This is a genomic window from Bacillus sp. GC_Bacil_1 (assembly GCF_026540675.1).
In the GTDB taxonomy this organism is placed as follows: Bacteria; Bacillota; Bacilli; order Bacillales; family Bacillaceae_G; genus Bacillus_A; species Bacillus_A cereus.
In genome coordinates this window covers 365226-382639 of sequence record NZ_JALNUG010000001.1, presented here as the reverse complement: position 1 = coordinate 382639, position 17414 = coordinate 365226, and the positions used below count along the sequence as shown (strand labels likewise).

Below are 17414 nucleotides of genomic sequence, written 5' to 3'. Positions count from 1 at the left end.
CCCCTGAAACACTACAACGAGTAGTGTTTATTCTAAAAAAAAGAGGCTATATGCACTCTCCGACAATAAGTACAACCGACATACAGAATAAACCTACTGTTACATATACCGAATTCGTATGTAACGGAATAGTAAGCTTAACAACCTTTTCATTTAACACTTGCTCGATTCGTAAATTTATTGCTGTTTTTGCAAATGAAGCTGTAACACATCGATTTTCCATTGTCTTTATTTTAATTAATTTTAATAACGCGCTACCTAACTCAAGTGAGGATTCCATTTTTTGCATCGCATATTTATCAGCAGCTAGTTCCTGATACGTATGATATCGCTGTAACAACCCTTTTAATATTGGTATGTACATCATTCCTTCTGCTAATAGCGTAAAACAAAATAATTTTAGCGGATCCCAATTCTTTTGATGATATTCTTCATGGAAAATAATTGCATCCATTTCTTCATCTGAAAATGTTTGAAGCATCCCTTCTGACATGACAACTTTCGGACGAAATAGCCCAATTGTAAATGCCGCAACTTCCGTAGTCGGCAATATATATATTTGTTTTCCTTTTCGGATGAAAGGGATAAGTACTTTTTGTAATTTTTTACTATAGAAAAATTGTCGCCAAATTCTTTTGCACACGATTAATACAGTAAGTAATAATAATCCAGCGATTATTATACGAATCAGCGATAATTCTTTCATATGTTTTTCTAACTGGAACAAGCAAAATTTTGAAAGAAGGAACATCTTATTTTGAAACAGAAATGGATATGTAACGTAATACAGTAACAAGCTGAAAAAGAGGGTACTAACAATTACTGCTAACAATACGATTTTACGCATTTGCCATTTCATTTCATTAATCCTCTTTTTTTAACTGACTCAATTTGTCTTCTAACTTTTTTATTAAAGTCGGATCAGCCTGCTCTAACTCATCTAACATATGATTTACAACTAAATCTCCAAATTCCCCCATCAATTCCTGTGTCATTTTCTTCGTTTGATTGGATAAGAATTCTTCTTTCGTTTGTACAGCACGATATATGCCACTTCTTTTCACAGTCTGTTTTTCTAAGTGTAATTTCTCTACTAACCTGTTCATAACTGTCATAACAGTGTTAAAATTCACAGGTGATTCTTCACTTAATTTCTGCTGCACTTCTTTAATCGTAATACCATCGCTAGACCAAACAATCTCCATAATTTTTGCTTCAAGCGGTCCAAAGAAATGATTTAACCCGTGCTCATTTAACTTATAGTTTTGAGTAAACATTGTACAACTCCTTTCACACTACGAATTGTAGTATAAATTAAATGAAAGGTCAAACGTAAATGATATATAAGAAAATTAACTACCTATAAATACATAGGCTATTCCATTCATTTTAAACCTAATTTTTCTCCAAATGTATCAAAAAGGTACTGCTCTAATATTTGTACACTAAACTTCTCATTACGCCCAAGGGCAAATAATTCCCGATCTTTCGCTACGATAGTATCTAACGGAATAACTACATTATCCACTATTTTTACAATTTCGATTATATTACTTTTCACATTCACTTCTGTTTTAAATTCAACGTTTTCTAACACTATATGTGAACGTCTTCCTGATGCAAAAAAAGTAAAATTAGGATTTTTAACAACGCCAATTTCAGTCTCTAACGCATATAAATAGTGAAAAATTACATCTCTATGTCCATCTTTTATTATTTTTTCATCCTTCTCATCGTCTAAGTATTCTTTCAGCTTCGTTGTAAATTCAAATCGAAAATCCACTTTTTTCACGCTCCTTCTTTGTATTTCATATTAAATAAATATATTGAAATAATTTTACCATATTGTAATACAACTTCCTATTAAAAGTAAAAACTGTTTTAGAAAATCGCTATTATTTCCGATACCCTTTTAAAATATAAGTATAAATTCAATATGAATGAATGCGTCATTATATCTATTTAAACATATTTTTTCCATATTTTGAAACATTAGTATGAAATATTATATATCAATGAATGGTTTCTAATGCATTGGTATATATAGTCAGTAGTTTCTTTACTATTCCGATATACTTAAGCTATATTTTCTAATTATTGATTACATTACGGAAGGAATGTAACTCTCTTCTATCGAATTTTTATATAACAAAAATGATTAGGTGGTGCTTTACTATGAAATTAGCTGTCATTGGTGGCGGTGATTTACAAGATTCAAATCACTTGCCTATTAATGAACGCCTTATAGGATTAACAAATAAACAGTACCCCAAAATATTGTTTATTCCAACGGCTAGTCATGATGATGAAAGCTATATAAAATTATTTTTAGACACGTTTGAAAAACAATTACATTGTGAAGTACAAATTTTACGTACTACAACAGATTCACCTTCTAAGTATGAAATAGACGAGATGATTCATTCAGCCGATTTAATTTATCTAGGTGGCGGGAACTATATTCACATGCTTACGCAATGGAAAGAACATAGACTCGATGAAAAATTATTATTGGCTCTGCAACAAGGAACACTTATTGCTGGTTATAGCGCTGGTGCTATGTGTTGGTTCACGTCTAGTATCCGATCAGATTATGAAGGTTCTGGTTATATAGAAAGTAACGGATGGGGGATTGTTAATAAAAGATTTTGTCCACATTATAATCAATTAAACAGAATGAACGCCTTCCATTCCTTTTTACAAAATCATCAAGGGAATATAGAAGGAATTGCACTCGAGGATAATTGCGCTTTATATATTACAGAAGAATCCTTTGAGATTATCGGTGAACCGGAAAAAGCGTGGGAGTTTTATATGAGTGATAAAACACTCATTAGACAACATTTTGATATCACTTTAAAAAGCTATTTGTAAACCTGCACTTACGAAAAAATGTCCCTAAGTCTAATAACTTAGGGACATTTTTTCTATTTAACTAACTAATCGTGTAATTCGTTTCTTTTGCCATGAAAGCTTATAATATGCATACTGTAATATTAAGCTGACAATAAATGCTGCTGGATACCCGATCCAGATGCCTTCTATTCCAAGACTTGTATGGTAAGAAAGATAATATGCTACGGGTACTTCTACAAGCCAAATTGAAACAACTCCAATAACAGTTGGCCAAAGTACTGTACCGCTCGCTCGCATTGTCGCACTAATAATTTGTGCATGACCGAAAATTAAATAACTCCATAACGTAATCATAACTAAGCTATGAGCAATTTCAATTGTAGTTTGACTCGTTAAAAATAGTGATAAGATGTCTCTTGAGAATAAGTAAATAAGAGATATTAACACACCACCGATGACGTAGTTCATAATAATTCCAGCCTTCACAACTTTCTGCAATCGATCAAATTGATTCGCACCAATCGATTGTGCCGCAAAAATGGAAACTGTAATACCAAGGCTAACTGCTGGCATTTGTACATAACTTGCAACTTGATTCACAACGCCGTAAGCAGCTGTTGCATCCGAACCGTAACGATTTACAAATGCGATTACGGCAATCTCAGATAATGATACTAATATCATATTTATACTTGCTGGTATACCGAGCCTTAGCAATAGCTTTAATAACTCCCCATCCATTCGAAGGTATTTTCTAACCGTGCCATCTAGTTGTAATGGGTGATTTTTCTTCTTTAAATACACAAGCATGACAATAAACGTAATAACTGTAGATATAACAGATGCATAGGCCGCTCCATACACATCTAATCTCGGAGCTCCTAACCATCCAAAAATAAGAACTGGTAATAAAATCATATTTAGCGCTGTACTTACAATTAAAAAGTAAAATGGCGTTTTAGAATCTCCTGTACCTCTCATAAATGTTGTATATGCGAAATATAAAAATAATACTGGCATCGATATAAATAAAATCCGTGCATAATGTACACTTATTTCAATAATATTTTCTGGCGTTCCCATTAGACGCATAATATCCATCGCAAAAATACTGCCTATTATCGCCAACACAACTCCAATAATAAAGGTAAACGTCAACGTCGTACCAACGATAGCTTTTAAACGATCTTCGTTTTTAGCACCAAACGCCTGACCAATTAAAATAGAGCTTCCTGAACCGATACCAATTACAAATGAAACGAGCAAGAAAAATAATGGGAAGAATGCTGATATAGCCGCTAAATCACTAACTCCAAGCCATCTTCCTACTACTACCATACCAAATAATTGTCCAACTGATTGTAGTACATTACTTAATAATAACGGTACTAAAAACATCGACATCGATTTCCAAATCGGTTTACTCTCACTTTCCAACTTATGTGACTCCGCACCTTCTTTATTGTTATCTGCAGGTGGTTTCAAATTTCATTTCTCCTTTTATTAAACATCTATTTTCAATCTCTATCTCTTTGTATAGTTGTTATAATACTGTGCTTCTATTCATTTTCTTTTCGTATGATTATAACTTCACCCAATATTGACTTCCATCGGCTGTTCGATCTAAAAATCCATATTCGATTAAATATCTTCTTAATGTTACAAAATCAGGGTATACATTTTCTATCACTGTATTTACTTCTTTTTCAGTATACTTTTTATTACTATCAAACTTCTTCACTAAATGGCGCAATATAATTAATTTACGCTTTTGTTTCTTCGGAAATTTAGAGAGAGGTCCATCTAATCCTTCTGTAAAATGAGCTTTTAATACTTCATCATTTTCTTCTTCCGTAATATTGTATCGATCATCCACCATCGTTGCTGTTCTATGAATTGGCACAAATTTCGTTTGTACTTTTGATTTTTCTTCTGATAATTCCATTAGCGCTAAAAATACTTTTGCTTGCTTCATTTTCTCTCGCAGTGTAAATCGATGATTACGAATTGTTGATGTACTTCCGCCATCCATCTCTTTTACAATTTCTTTATCATTCAGTCCCATATGGAAAAACTGAACCATTTTCTTTTGTAAATCCGTTAAACCAGTAAATTTCTTATCCATATTTAACAAATAATCAAACATAGACGTATGCTCATTTTGAATATGCAATTGGACGAACTTCTCTGCTTCATACAAAATTTGGTTATCTTGATAAATAACACCTTTAATAAATGTTTCACCACAAGCTAAGCAAATGTACTCCTCTTTTTCTTCATCAAACACATACCCTTTCTTTAATTCCTCTATTGACGCATCCCAAAACTTCTCTGAAATATCACTCATACTAAACACTCCTTTAAAATGTTTATTTAAAACCAAACAAATCAGCATAACGTTTATTACCACTTCACTATCTTATCACAACGCAAACAAACATTTCAATGTTTCGTTTACCCATTTTATAAACTTTTATAAAAACATCTAACAATAGGGTTTAATACAACGAAAAGCGAATATGTTTATACAAATTCATTTTATAGGATGTGAAATAGAACATAAATATTCTTCAAGACCCTTAGTTTACCGTTAAACAAATTGCACAGAATACATATGCGATTAGTGAATATGGAACTGGTATTCACTCATTCCAAAACTTCAGTATTCAATTTTAACTACAAAAAAGATGTTTTCGTATAAGAAAACATCCTTTACTTTTTATATATTCTATTTACAGTCTCTACTAAAACCTTACTTGCTTGTACAAATGTATGCTTTCGATTTCTATCTTCAACAAATTTATTAGCACAACTACTCATAATCATCATACAACTAATTATGACTAACGCTATCTTTCTATTCTTGTAAGTCACTTCATGCCACTCCACTATTACAAAACTTCTTTTGAATTTATCCCATCAAGAAATTTTACATGAATAATAAAACGTGTGAATATGCAATTCTGCATATTCACACGTTTTATCACAATGTTATGATTTAATTTAGTTAAAGAACAAGTATACCGAGGTGACTAACTTGAAGTTTAAAGCGAAAAAAAATCCATTCCACGTCATTTTCATTACATTATTTATAATTATTTTTTTCGTTTCGTTATTCTTCCAAAATGAAAATTCTATTTTTTTCACTCTCATGATGCTATTAAATATCGTGAACCTTTCTTCATTCTATTTCTCTCACTACAACGTAACGGAATCATCTCTTGTTGTAAAACACGGTTTCATACTTCGTACTGAAATCCCATTTAAAGACATTCGCCATATTAAGTACTCTGGCAAAAAACTTCGTTCAAAAAAATGGACTAGGCAACAATTAGAAATTAATTATAATTTATTTGACTCAGTGACCACTTTCGTACCACAAGAAGAAGAAAAATTCATTTCACTCTTAAAAGAGAACTGCCCACAGATGAAAGTAATGAATACGCCTGCTAACAAATAATATATTTTGAAGCTTGCATTATTGCAAGTAGATGAAACTTAAAAATGAACATCAAAAAAGCCAAGATTCTATACTAAGAATCTTGGCTTTTTCTATTACTCTTTTGGAGCAATCATTTTCTTTGGATCTACAATTTCATTAAATTGCTCTTCTGTTAGTAGTCCAGATTGCAACGCTGCTTCTTTTAAAGTTAATCCTTCTTTATGAGCATGCTTCGCAATTTTCGCTGCATTTTCATATCCGATATGTGGGTTTAGCGCTGTTACAAGCATTAGTGAACGATTCACATTTTCATTAATTACTTCTTCATCTGCTTCAATACCAACTGCACAATTGTCATTAAACGAAACAATTGCATCCGCTAATAAGTGAGCTGATTGTAAGAAGTTATAAGCAATAACAGGTTTAAATACATTTAACTCAAAGTTACCTTGGCTCGCAGCAAATCCGATTGTTGCATCATTCCCCATTACTTGCGCTACAACCATCGTTAACGCTTCACTTTGCGTTGGATTTACTTTACCTGGCATAATAGAGCTTCCCGGTTCATTTGCTGGAATAATAATTTCTCCAAGACCACTACGTGGACCACTTGCAAGCCAACGTACATCGTTAGCAATCTTCATTAGATCCGCAGCTAATGCTTTTAATGCACCGTGAGTATATACAACTTCATCATGGCTCGTTAATGCATGGAACTTATTTGGTGCAGAAACAAATTGTTTACCTGTAAATTGACTAATTTCCTCTGATACCATCTCACCAAATTTAGGATGAGCATTAATACCTGTTCCAACCGCAGTTCCACCAATTGCTAACTCTTTCATATATGTATTGCTCTCTGCAATCATACGCTCTGTTTTTTCAAGCATACGGTGCCATCCGCTAATTTCTTGCCCTAAAGTTAACGGCGTTGCATCTTGTAAATGTGTACGACCAATTTTTATAATATGTTCAAATGCAGTTACTTTTTCTGCTAAAGTTTCTTTTAATTTCGTAATTGCTGGTAATACGTGATTTTCTACTGCGATTACACAAGCTACATGAAGCGCCGTTGGAAATGTATCATTTGAACTTTGTGACATGTTCACATCATCATTCGGATGAATATGTACGTCAGATCCCTTCTCTTTCAAAATTTGATTCCCACGATTTGCAATTACTTCATTCACATTCATGTTTGACTGTGTACCACTACCTGTTTGCCATACGACAAGCGGAAAATGTTCATTCCATTTCCCTGCAATCACTTCATCCGCAGCTTCTACAATTGCTTCTGCTTTTTCTTCTGATAGCTTTCCTAATTTTTGATTGCTAAGCGCTGCACTCTTCTTTAAAATTGCAAATGCTTTTACAATTTCAAGCGGCATTTGCTCTGTTCCAATTGGAAAGTTTTCTTTACTACGTTGTGTTTGTGCTGCCCATAATTTATCAGCTGGAACTTTTATTTCTCCTAATGTATCTCTTTCAATTCTGTACTCCATGTTTTCATCCCCTTGAAAATATAATACCTACATCTCTTATAATAACAGACTTTCTCTTAAATGATAAGAATTCTCACTCTTATATATAGATATTCTATATTTATTTTAAAAAATTCCTCTTGACCTAAACTTAAGTTTAGGCTGTATCCTTTCCATTGTAACCTACTATAACACTACTGGAGGAATTCAATATGAAAAAATATGCTTTTATAACAGGTGCGAATAAAGGAATTGGATATGAACTTGTTCGTCAATTAGCAGAAAAAGATTACCACGTATTTTTAGGTGCTCGTAATGAACAACTTGGACAACAAGCCGTAGAATCTTTAAATGTTTCAAACGTTTCCTATATTCAAGTAGATATTTCAAATTCACAATCCATTCAAGAAGCAACAAAGAAAATTTACGAAACGACTGACCACTTACATTTATTAATTAATAACGCAGGCATAGCGCTAGACTTCAATACGCTACCTAGTGAATTAAATATTGAAACTTTACGCCAAGGATTTGAAGTTAACTTTTTTGGAACTTTCCAAATGATGCAAGCCTTTTTACCATTATTAAAGAAATCAAGCAACAGTAAAATCATAAATGTAACAACTGACATGGCCTCACTAACAATGTTTGCTAATGGTGAAACACATCCAATTAATACACTAGGATATAATTCTTCCAAAACAGCTATTAATGCTTTAACATTAGCTTTTAGTAAAGAATTTGCCACTAACGGTCCAGAAGTATTTGGAGTAACTCCTGGTTTTACAACTACGGATCTTAATGGAAATTCCCCCGGTGGCCATACAACCACTGAAAGTGCTAAAATTATTATTAAATATGCATTAAGTGAAACAAACTATAATGGTAAAATATTTAACAAAGATGGCATTATACCTTGGTAATAAAAGGATGAATGATATGTATTATACAATTGGGCAAGTCGCCAAAATGCAACACTTAACTATTTCTCAAATACGTTATTACGATAAACAAGGACTGTTTCCTTTTCTGCAAAGAAACGAAAAAGGAGATCGAGTTTTTGATGAAGAAGCACTGAAATATTTAGAGATGATTTTGTGTTTAAAAAACACTGGTATGCCAATTCAAAAAATAAAACAATTTATCGACTGGTCTATGGAAGGAGAATCTACCATCCTTCAAAGGTTAGAATTAATGAAACAACAGGAGACCAATGTCTTACAGCTCATTCAAGACACTGAAAAAAACTTAAAAAAGATACAACAAAAAATTGCTAAATATGAGAATGAAATAACTTCAGAAAATGCTATTAAAAAATAAAAAAATCACCTTCTACATATTGTAGAAGGTGATTTTTATTTTATGATGCTTGCTTTCCTTTATCTGCATCATCTACATACCAGATGAATTTGCCTGTATATCCGTAAATAACTGCTAAAATTAACGATACGAAGCTTAACCACATAAACGGAACGTATGAGAACGTTGCTACACCTAAAATACCAGCCATAAAAATACCATTATCAGACCATGGAACCATACCTGAAGTTAACGTTCCACCTACTTCTGAGTTACGTGCTAATACACGACGGTCTATTTTTAATTTATCATAGCTATCTTCCATAATTTTTGGTGTTAAAATTAGTGATACATACATCGCACAACCAAATATATTAGCTAAGAATGCCACGATTAATGTAGACAATGTTACATTACCTGCAGAATTTAATTTCTTCTCAAATTTTGATACGATTACTTTTAAAACACCTAGTTTTTCAAGTAATCCACCAAATCCTAAACCGAAAATAATAACGGCTACTGAGCCAAGCATGCCGTTAATTCCACCACGGTTTAATAACTTGTCAACAAACTCAACACCAGATTGAATTGAGAATCCGTTATAAGCTGTTCCAATCGCCTCTCCAAAGTTCATCCCTTGGAAAAGAGTTGCCCAAATTGCACCAATTAAAGCTCCCATTGCAATTGTTGGCATAGACGGTTTCTTCATCGCTAATAGAACGATAACAATGACCGCTGGAATAAGCATCCATATTTTAATATCAAATTGCTTTAATAAAGCTTCTTTTAAAAATTCTACTCGATTCAAATCTACATTATCGCCGCCATACATCCAACCAGCTACAGTAAACATAATACTAGTAATAATATAAGCCGGAACATCTAATACGAGCATAGCTCGAACGTGAGCAATAACATCTACTTTCGCCATAGAAGCTGCAAGAACTGTGCTATCAGAAAGTGGTGATAATTTGTCGCCGAAATAAGCTCCTGAAAGAACTGCACCAGCAACAAGCGGAAGTGGTAAACCAAGTCCTTCACCAATCGCCATCATAGCAATACCTGCTGTTCCCACTGTTCCCCAAGATGTTCCTGTTGCGATAGAAGTTATAGAACAAATAATTAATGTTGCTAATAGGAATATGCTAGGGTGAATAAATTCTAATCCATAATAGATTAATGTTGGTACTACCCCACCAGCAATCCATGTTCCAATTAAAGCACCTACTGCAACTAAAATCAGTATTGCTTCTAATCCGTTAGAAATCCCTTTCGTAATTGCATCTTGCAATTCTTGATAACGAAATCCTAATCTTAATCCAAGCGCAATTACTAAAAACCATGAAATAAATAGCGCTAATTGAATTGGGAGATCAAAAATCGTTTGGAAGGAAAAGACAACAGCAAGAAATAGTAATAAAAGAACTATGATTTCTAGCATCGATGGTAATCTTACACTTTTCATTTTTTTCTCTCCTTACAAGTCGATAACATGACGTATGTCGTCTTACATGTATGTAATATACAATTAGCGAAGACAAAACAAAATTTTCATATTATTTCGATTTATTTTTCCAGTATAATATATTCACAACCCTTTCTATTGTAAAAGTAGATTACGTTTTTCGCAATGAAAAATATAAAAAATGTTGTATTTTTATTTATCCCGATATTTTCGGTCAATAAGACCCTTGTATCAAAATTTAGTAAGTGCAAAGTACCTAGTTAAGAAATTAACTACTATAAAATCCCGGATTGATATGAACGTATTAAAGCTTTATTTTATTTACAAGGAACAATCCCATACTAACTTTTTTAATATTTGCTGCAACAAAACTTTTTACAACTATCTTAACTTTTTAATTCACACCATTATTTTCTACATAAAAAATAGGGCACACATCATAAAAATGATGCATGCCCTACCTTTATTTATACATATTTTGTATTTCTTCTTTATTTTTAAGTATTTCTTCAAACTTATCACTACAACCCTTCGGAAATAACACTCCCAGTCCATATGAATGCGCAAATTGAAAATGAGGATACTTCGCTTTTACCTCATCCCAAAACTTATATACGCCGAAATCACCACTTCTAACTTCAATATCATGAAATAATACAATACCGTTTTTCGCGACTTTCGGTAGCCATGTATTATAATCGTGAGAAACAGCTTCATACGTATGATAGCCATCAATATGCAAAAGATTTATCGTTTCATCTTGAAACCGCTCTACAGCATCATCAAAAGTAGATCGAATTAAATTTCCTATATTAAGGTAGTTATCGCTCACTACTTTTTCTACTATTTGAAAAACCCCTTCTCCATATGGACCTGTATGCCCATCTCCAGCCCAAGTATCTACTGCAAAGCATTTAGTCGATAACCCTCCATCTTTTACTCCTTGACAAAAACTGAAGAAAGAAGCACCTAGATGTGTACCTAACTCAACTAAAGTTTCTGGTTTTTCAAATCGTACTAAGTCATATGCAAAATCTAAATGTCCACTCCACGCAGATTGTGACCGAATAATAGGACTAAATGTTTCAAATTCAAATGATGGTTTATGAGTAACCCAGTTCATCGCATAACTCCTTCTGCACATATTTTTAACAAACCAAATTACTCTTATCTTTATTTTTTTATCGCCATGATTATGATTCTATTTCATGAAAATATGAAGAATTTATTCTTTTCTATTGAGGTAAAGCATCATATACATATGGGTCAGTTGGCTTATTAATTTTCTTGATTTTGTTTACTTTTACAAGTGGAAAGACTGTTCCTTTATATGTCGTTCCACCTAATAATCCTGTTATTTCCACCCATGTTTCTTCTGGAATTTTTTCAACATTTTGCCCGGTAACAATCATCCCCCAGACTGATGCATCCGCAATACAACAAGTTATGCCATATCGAGCCACTACTGTTTTATTACCCGTCACATCTTTATCCTTATATATAAACCCTAAGAATGTAATTTCTTTCCCTTTAAACCAATTAACATTTTGACCAATTACATTCATTGTTTGAACATAGTCCTTATCCTTTACTTGTAGTTTACGCTGTCCTAACATACTTTTTACTACTTGCTCTTCCGTTTTATAAGTCGTTGATAAATTTGATGTTTCTTCTGGATCAACGGATACTTCTCGCCCATCAAAATTAACCTGTTCCCCCTCTTTTTCATTCCTTTCCAGACTTCTCGACTGTACACTTTGATTCATACCCCTTTTTCCTGCTAAACTTCCATCAATTGTTACACTTCCAAAGAGAAAAGCACTAACTATCGGAACGACAAATAAAACATATACAAAGAAACTTTTTATCCCTGATTTTGATGTTGTATGATGTTTACAACAATTACAATCATGCTGTTTCTCTCTTCCATCTCCCCAAACTTGTACAGTACCAAAAATTAAAATTACTACAAAAGCTATATACGTAAATTTGATCATTTTTGGAGCGATAAAATTATAAATATTACCTGTTACAAGTAGTTTAAATAAGAGCATTGCTAAACCAATTAAAATAATGCCACGTATATAGCGATGATACGCCTTCTGCTCCTCTTTCTCCATTCTTTCTCACCTCCTATAACATTATGATTTGCAGGATGGTATACACAGATGCAATGACAATTCCTATCAAAAAGAATACAAATCTCTTTTGAAAATATGCAAATAGCATTAACGTATTTTTCATATCAAGCATAGGCCCAAATACAAGAAATGCGAGAAGTGCCTTTACCGAGAAAACATGTCCAAAAGATGCCGCTATAAAAGCATCGGCTGCAGAGCAAATTGATAAAACATAACCAAATCCCATCATAATAAAGGGGGCAATTACTTCGTTATGTGCTACTGCATCCAGTACATTCCGATCAAAAAACGTTTGAAATACACTTGCTAAAAAAGCACCAATCAATAAATACTTACCAGTATCAAAAAACTCATCTACAATATGATTCATAACATCTTTCCAACTCTTTTTATTGCTTGTTTGAACTGAAACCTCTACGTCTTTTAAAACATTTCTTTCGCGATAGCAATAATACACAATTAGACCTATGAATAGAGCAACTAAAATTGTTATCCCAAAGCGTGCATATACTACGTAATCATTTTTTGGAAACGCATATACAGTAGATAAAAGAACAACTGGATTCATAATGGGTGCACTCAGTAAAATAACAATGCCTACATGAAGTGGTAACCCCTTTTGAATGAGCCTTCTTACAATTGGTATAATGACACATTCACACATTGGAAAAAGAACTCCCACAAATACTGCCGGAATCATTGCAACAATCGGAGATTTCGGCATTACTTTTTGAATCATATCTTCCGTCACAAACACTTGAATACATGAAGAAACAATTACCCCTAATAAAATAAAGGGTATTGCTTCAAAAATGATACTTAAAAATACTGTATTCACATTTAACCATTCCTGTGGCATATTTTTGTGCAAATTTGCTAGACTTGTAAAATCTACAAAAAATAATAAAAAGAGAAACATAGCGATAAGAGCTATGCCTACTAATTCTTTTGAAACTCTATTAAAGACCAAGCTTCTCGCCTCCATTTTATTTATATGTAAACATGTGCTTGTCCAAATGCTTCATACTACAGCACAAATTTTATAGTCTATTTCTATTCTTAAATCGTAATCATTATGATTTATTCTTGCTTTTTCTTTTCCCATCGTTTAACATAAAGCGTAATCATTACGATTTAAAGGAGAGATCATTTCATGAAAAAAGTACCTATCACTGTATTAAGTGGTTTTTTAGGATCTGGAAAAACTACCTTACTACATCACATTTTGACTAATAAGAATAACTTAAAAGTAGCTGTCATCGTTAATGATATGGGCGAAGTAAACATTGATGCATCTCTTATAAAAAAGGGTGGTTTTTCACGTACGGAGGAAAAACTAGTAGAAATTCAAAATGGCTGTATTTGTTGTACACTACGAGAAGATTTAATGATAGAAGTGAATCGTCTTGTTGAAAATGGTGATATTGACTATATTATTATTGAATCTTCTGGTATAAGTGAGCCTATTCCAGTTGCTCAAACGTTTACTTATACAGACGAAGTTCTTAACATTGATTTAACGAAAAATTGCCGCCTCGATACGATGGTTACAGTTGTAGATGCAAATAGATTTTGGGATGATTTTGCAGACGGAGAAAGTTTATTAGACCGAAAACAAGCAATCGATGAAAATGATACCCGGGAAGTTATTGATTTATTAATAGATCAAATTGAGTTTGCAAACGTAATTATTCTTAATAAGATAGATTTACTAGAAAAAGAAGATGTGATAGAGCTTCATCATTTACTAAAAAAATTAAATCCTAATGCAAAAATTCTTGAATCTTCGTTTAGCAAAGTACCATTACAAGAAATTTTAAACACAAATCTATTTAATTATGAAGAAGCTAGTCAATCGGCCGGCTGGATACAAGAATTAAATAGTGAACATCATACACCGGAAACGGAAGAATACAGTATCAATTCCTTTGTTTACCGTCGCAAATATCCTTTCCATCCCGAGCGCCTTATGAATTGGCTAGAAAAATGGCCTTTAGATGTTGTAAGAGCGAAAGGATTCTTCTGGCTCGCATCTCGTAATAATATGATAGGGCTTCTATCTCAAGCAGGTTCCTCTATTACAATTCAAGGAGCCGGTGAATGGATAGCCGCATTACCTGAAACTGAAAGAAATCAAATGATTGCAGAAGAACCAGAAGTATTAAAAAACTGGGACGAGCGATATGGAGATCGAATAACTGAGCTCGTATTTATCGGTATTGATATGAATCGTTCTGTGATTGAACAATCATTAGATGATTGTCTATTAACAGAAAAGGAAATGGGACAAAAGTGGAATACATTTATTGATCCTATTCCGGCTTTTACTTATACTTCATAATAATTAATAAAAGGCTTCAGTAGAATGAAGCCTTTTTATTTTATAGCACTCTTATTTAATAGGTTTGCTTTAATTATAAATACAACTGTACCTAAAACAATTAATATAGCATATATGATACTAACTACATCACCTATTTTTTCTAAGCTAAGCGGTAATATTATAGTAGCAACTCCGACTATATAAGAAAATGCTCCTGAAAGCTTCGCTAATTTATTTTTATCTCCAACAAACGTTTCTTCTTGATATCCTGCTAACAAAAACAACCTCTTTTTCACATGTATTTGATACACTAAAAAAATGATAAGTAACCCAACAAATAAACAAACTAAAAATCCAGCTAACATATACTCCCCCTCCTCTACAATATTTTACTATACATAAAAAATTAGAAATTTCAGTTTATTAACGAGTCATTCTGTGATATATTGCATATTGTATTCAATTTATATTTTTAGAAAGGAGAATTTTAGATCATATGGATTCAAATCGATTAAAAGGAATTATAATGGTCATAATCGGTGCTTGTTTATGGGGCTTGTCTGGTACAGCTGCACAACAACTTTTTCAATATGACAATGTTTCAACCGAATGGTTAGTTACGATCCGTTTACTTATATCTGGAATTATTTTGCTCATTATTTCCTCATTCGGAACGAGAAAAAAAGAGATATTTGGCATTTGGAAACAAAAATCTAATGCTATTAAAATGATTTTGTTTGGTCTATTCGGTATGCTTGCTGTACAGTATACGTATTTCTCTTCAATTAAAGAAGGAAATGCTGCCGTGGCAACATTATTACAATATTTAGCTCCTATATTCATCACTGTATACTTACTTTTCAAATGGAACGTTCGTCCATCAAAAATTGATTTCATTTCAATTACCCTTTCATTAGTAGGTACTTTTCTCTTACTAACAAACGGGTCTGTTCATAACTTGGCTGTTTCTACACCAGCTATTATTTGGGGTGTTTTATCTGGATTATCTCTCGCTTTTTATAGTTTATATTCAAAGGAATTGTTAGAAAAATGGTCTTCCTCCGTTATCGTTGGATGGGGCATGATTATTGGGGGTATTGGTGTAACGATTGTACACTTTATTTCTACAAACGAATTCATTTTATTATCAACTATGAAATATGTAAAACTAAGTACCCTACCGCTCATCACATTTGTCGTCATTTTCGGGACACTTATTGCCTTTTATTTATACTTAGACAGCATACGATACCTGACTCCGAAAGAAACAACATTATTTGGTTGCACAGAACCACTCGCAGCTATTATTTCTTCTGTACTTATATTGCACGTGCCATTTCAATCTTTTCAGTTATTAGGCGCTTTTTGTGTCATTGTAATGGTGCTCATCTTAAGCCAAAAACCGGATGAAGGGAAACAAAAATTAAAGCTTGTTCATGCAAAAAAGGAAAATATACAATGAAAGGATTGAATTCACTATGCCTGTCCCTCAAAATTATAAAAAACCAGGAAGAATTTCAGCAAAATCACTCGTTTTAAATCAACTACAAAATTGGATTATTGAAGGTGTACTGAAGCCCAATGAAAAAATTAATGATGGGGAATTGGCTGAGGCACTAGGAGTAAGCAGAACACCTGTAAGAGAAGCACTTCAAATATTAGAGCTTTCTGGATTAGTGGAAATGGTACCAGGGCAAAAAACGAAAATTGCTCCTATTAAGTTAGACGACGTATCTATCATTTATGAAACGATGGCTGGTCTTCACTCTATTATAGGAAAGCAAGCTCTTCAAAACATTACAGACGCTGATATTCAACTACTTTCTGAAATAAATGATCATTTTCAGCACTCTATAGAGAAAAAAAACGCAAAACAAGCTTTAGAATTAGATATACAATTCCACAATACAATTTCTTCTATTGCTAAAAACCAATATATTGAACCCTTTCTAGAAAATATGCAACTTCACGTTTTACGTCTTGAATATTTGTTTTTCCAAAACTTTGTTCCGGCAAGTCAATCTATTGAAGAACATCACTCTATCATTCAAGCATTACAGAAGCAGGACGAAAAACAAATGGAACAAATAATGACCCAAAACTGGCTCCGTCCCATGAAAGAAATACAAAAAATAATTTCTACGAAATAAAAAGAGAGCTGGTTACACAAAATCGTAACCAGCTCTCCTTTTACTAATCTATATAGCTATGCCTGGATATTCGCATAATCTTCCATATCTTCGTACTCTTTTTCCAATTCCTCTAAAGACAGCTCGTATAATTGTCGGTCGCGAATCTTAAACACACCTGCTCCAATTAACTCATCAATTAAATGCCTCTTACGATTTTCAACAGCAAAACGGAGTTGACTACTCATCTTTTAAAAAACTCCTTTCTACGATCATTG

Annotated in this window: 20 protein-coding genes; 7 read left to right on the top strand and 13 right to left on the bottom strand. The window is 32.9% G+C overall.

Translation table 11 applies throughout. The features are described from left to right. Window positions 1-46 precede the first annotated feature (46 nt). From OXT04_RS02090 to OXT04_RS02080, 3 genes are all read right to left on the bottom strand, one after another. Entirely contained in the window at window positions 47-859 is an 813-nt protein-coding gene (locus tag OXT04_RS02090; RefSeq protein ID WP_023521637.1) for a M56 family metallopeptidase, read from the bottom strand. Window positions 860-863: 4 nt separating this feature from the next. After that, window positions 864-1277 (bottom strand): BlaI/MecI/CopY family transcriptional regulator, encoded by a 414-nt coding sequence (locus OXT04_RS02085; protein WP_000495052.1) that lies wholly within the window; start codon window positions 1275-1277, stop codon window positions 864-866. Window positions 1278-1384: 107 nt separating this feature from the next. Next, complete coding sequence (locus OXT04_RS02080; RefSeq protein WP_000347529.1) at window positions 1385-1783, bottom strand: DUF3942 family protein; 399 nt, start codon at window positions 1781-1783, stop codon at window positions 1385-1387. A gap of 392 nt (window positions 1784-2175) precedes the next feature. Between OXT04_RS02080 and OXT04_RS02075 the strand changes: the two genes are divergently transcribed. Then, window positions 2176-2874, top strand: a complete 699-nt coding sequence (locus tag OXT04_RS02075; RefSeq protein WP_097924300.1) for a peptidase E — start codon at window positions 2176-2178, stop codon at window positions 2872-2874. Between the two features lie 57 nt (window positions 2875-2931). Here the strand turns inward: OXT04_RS02075 and OXT04_RS02070 are convergent, their stop codons facing one another. The 3 genes from OXT04_RS02070 to OXT04_RS02060 all read right to left on the bottom strand — a co-directional run bounded on the left by OXT04_RS02070 (window position 2932) and on the right by OXT04_RS02060 (window position 5730). Further along, a complete protein-coding gene (locus OXT04_RS02070; protein WP_086392040.1) occupies window positions 2932-4341 on the bottom strand; it encodes an MATE family efflux transporter in 1410 nt (469 codons plus the stop codon). Between the two features lie 97 nt (window positions 4342-4438). After that, complete coding sequence (locus OXT04_RS02065) at window positions 4439-5203, bottom strand: DUF2087 domain-containing protein (RefSeq protein WP_001280271.1); 765 nt, start codon at window positions 5201-5203, stop codon at window positions 4439-4441. Between the two features lie 365 nt (window positions 5204-5568). Then, window positions 5569-5730, bottom strand: coding sequence for a hypothetical protein (locus OXT04_RS02060; RefSeq protein WP_000221432.1), 162 nt, complete (start codon window positions 5728-5730; stop codon window positions 5569-5571). Window positions 5731-5893: 163 nt separating this feature from the next. Between OXT04_RS02060 and OXT04_RS02055 the strand changes: the two genes are divergently transcribed. After that, window positions 5894-6316 (top strand): PH domain-containing protein, encoded by a 423-nt coding sequence (locus OXT04_RS02055; RefSeq protein WP_000669072.1) that lies wholly within the window; start codon window positions 5894-5896, stop codon window positions 6314-6316. A gap of 95 nt (window positions 6317-6411) precedes the next feature. Here the strand turns inward: OXT04_RS02055 and fumC are convergent, their stop codons facing one another. After that, window positions 6412-7800: a class II fumarate hydratase gene (fumC, locus tag OXT04_RS02050; RefSeq protein WP_053564799.1), complete on the bottom strand. Its 1389-nt coding sequence runs from the start codon at window positions 7798-7800 to the stop codon at window positions 6412-6414. A gap of 191 nt (window positions 7801-7991) precedes the next feature. Here fumC and OXT04_RS02045 point away from each other — a divergent pair, with 191 nt between their 5' ends. Together OXT04_RS02045 and OXT04_RS02040 are read left to right on the top strand one after the other, a co-directional pair. After that, window positions 7992-8702 (top strand): SDR family NAD(P)-dependent oxidoreductase, encoded by a 711-nt coding sequence (locus tag OXT04_RS02045; RefSeq protein WP_000759552.1) that lies wholly within the window; start codon window positions 7992-7994, stop codon window positions 8700-8702. Window positions 8703-8718: 16 nt separating this feature from the next. Next, window positions 8719-9099, top strand: coding sequence for a MerR family transcriptional regulator (locus tag OXT04_RS02040; protein ID WP_002153132.1), 381 nt, complete (start codon window positions 8719-8721; stop codon window positions 9097-9099). A 40-nt stretch (window positions 9100-9139) separates the two neighbouring features. Here OXT04_RS02040 and nhaC read toward each other — a convergent pair whose 3' ends face one another. The 4 genes from nhaC to OXT04_RS02020 form a co-directional block, all read right to left on the bottom strand. Then, entirely contained in the window at window positions 9140-10543 is a 1404-nt protein-coding gene (gene nhaC, locus OXT04_RS02035) for a Na+/H+ antiporter NhaC (protein ID WP_000843986.1), read from the bottom strand. Between the two features lie 463 nt (window positions 10544-11006). Next, window positions 11007-11666, bottom strand: coding sequence for a class I SAM-dependent methyltransferase (locus OXT04_RS02030; RefSeq protein WP_089148932.1), 660 nt, complete (start codon window positions 11664-11666; stop codon window positions 11007-11009). A 112-nt stretch (window positions 11667-11778) separates the two neighbouring features. Next, window positions 11779-12663, bottom strand: coding sequence for a TIGR03943 family putative permease subunit (locus OXT04_RS02025; RefSeq protein WP_097821574.1), 885 nt, complete (start codon window positions 12661-12663; stop codon window positions 11779-11781). 13 nt (window positions 12664-12676) lie between these two features. Further along, the gene (locus OXT04_RS02020) at window positions 12677-13669 is read right to left on the bottom strand and encodes a permease (RefSeq protein WP_175495679.1); all 993 of its coding nucleotides are present in this window, start codon (window positions 13667-13669) and stop codon (window positions 12677-12679) included. 168 nt (window positions 13670-13837) lie between these two features. On the opposite strand from OXT04_RS02020, the gene OXT04_RS02015 reads away from it, so the two are divergent. Next, window positions 13838-15025 (top strand): GTP-binding protein, encoded by a 1188-nt coding sequence (locus OXT04_RS02015; protein ID WP_075717962.1) that lies wholly within the window; start codon window positions 13838-13840, stop codon window positions 15023-15025. Window positions 15026-15060: 35 nt separating this feature from the next. Here the strand turns inward: OXT04_RS02015 and OXT04_RS02010 are convergent, their stop codons facing one another. Beyond that, window positions 15061-15372, bottom strand: coding sequence for a DUF3784 domain-containing protein (locus OXT04_RS02010; protein WP_053564804.1), 312 nt, complete (start codon window positions 15370-15372; stop codon window positions 15061-15063). A gap of 131 nt (window positions 15373-15503) precedes the next feature. Here OXT04_RS02010 and OXT04_RS02005 point away from each other — a divergent pair, with 131 nt between their 5' ends. After that, entirely contained in the window at window positions 15504-16469 is a 966-nt protein-coding gene (locus OXT04_RS02005) for a DMT family transporter (RefSeq protein ID WP_065228593.1), read from the top strand. A gap of 16 nt (window positions 16470-16485) precedes the next feature. Then, complete coding sequence (locus OXT04_RS02000; protein ID WP_002023787.1) at window positions 16486-17157, top strand: GntR family transcriptional regulator; 672 nt, start codon at window positions 16486-16488, stop codon at window positions 17155-17157. A 56-nt stretch (window positions 17158-17213) separates the two neighbouring features. Here OXT04_RS02000 and fbpA read toward each other — a convergent pair whose 3' ends face one another. Further along, entirely contained in the window at window positions 17214-17384 is a 171-nt protein-coding gene (gene fbpA, locus OXT04_RS01995; RefSeq protein WP_000098302.1) for a Fur-regulated basic protein FbpA, read from the bottom strand. Between the last annotated feature and the right edge of the window lie 30 nt (window positions 17385-17414).

Excerpts from the sequence above, each read along its gene's own strand:
- OXT04_RS02090 (WP_023521637.1), bottom strand. The coding sequence starts at position 859 with ATGAAATGGCAAATGCGTAAAATCGTATTGTTAGCAGTAATTGTTAGT.
- OXT04_RS02085 (WP_000495052.1), bottom strand. The coding sequence starts at position 1,277 with ATGTTTACTCAAAACTATAAGTTAAATGAGCACGGGTTAAATCATTTC.
- OXT04_RS02075 (WP_097924300.1), top strand. The coding sequence starts at position 2,176 with ATGAAATTAGCTGTCATTGGTGGCGGTGATTTACAAGATTCAAATCAC.
- OXT04_RS02065 (WP_001280271.1), bottom strand. The coding sequence starts at position 5,203 with ATGAGTGATATTTCAGAGAAGTTTTGGGATGCGTCAATAGAGGAATTA.
- fumC (WP_053564799.1), bottom strand. The coding sequence starts at position 7,800 with ATGGAGTACAGAATTGAAAGAGATACATTAGGAGAAATAAAAGTTCCA.
- OXT04_RS02045 (WP_000759552.1), top strand. The coding sequence starts at position 7,992 with ATGAAAAAATATGCTTTTATAACAGGTGCGAATAAAGGAATTGGATAT.
- OXT04_RS02040 (WP_002153132.1), top strand. The coding sequence starts at position 8,719 with ATGTATTATACAATTGGGCAAGTCGCCAAAATGCAACACTTAACTATT.
- nhaC (WP_000843986.1), bottom strand. The coding sequence starts at position 10,543 with ATGAAAAGTGTAAGATTACCATCGATGCTAGAAATCATAGTTCTTTTA.
- OXT04_RS02030 (WP_089148932.1), bottom strand. The coding sequence starts at position 11,666 with ATGAACTGGGTTACTCATAAACCATCATTTGAATTTGAAACATTTAGT.
- OXT04_RS02025 (WP_097821574.1), bottom strand. The coding sequence starts at position 12,663 with ATGGAGAAAGAGGAGCAGAAGGCGTATCATCGCTATATACGTGGCATT.
- OXT04_RS02020 (WP_175495679.1), bottom strand. The coding sequence starts at position 13,669 with ATGGAGGCGAGAAGCTTGGTCTTTAATAGAGTTTCAAAAGAATTAGTA.
- OXT04_RS02015 (WP_075717962.1), top strand. The coding sequence starts at position 13,838 with ATGAAAAAAGTACCTATCACTGTATTAAGTGGTTTTTTAGGATCTGGA.
- OXT04_RS02010 (WP_053564804.1), bottom strand. The coding sequence starts at position 15,372 with ATGTTAGCTGGATTTTTAGTTTGTTTATTTGTTGGGTTACTTATCATT.
- OXT04_RS02005 (WP_065228593.1), top strand. The coding sequence starts at position 15,504 with ATGGATTCAAATCGATTAAAAGGAATTATAATGGTCATAATCGGTGCT.
- OXT04_RS02000 (WP_002023787.1), top strand. The coding sequence starts at position 16,486 with ATGCCTGTCCCTCAAAATTATAAAAAACCAGGAAGAATTTCAGCAAAA.
- fbpA (WP_000098302.1), bottom strand. The coding sequence starts at position 17,384 with ATGAGTAGTCAACTCCGTTTTGCTGTTGAAAATCGTAAGAGGCATTTA.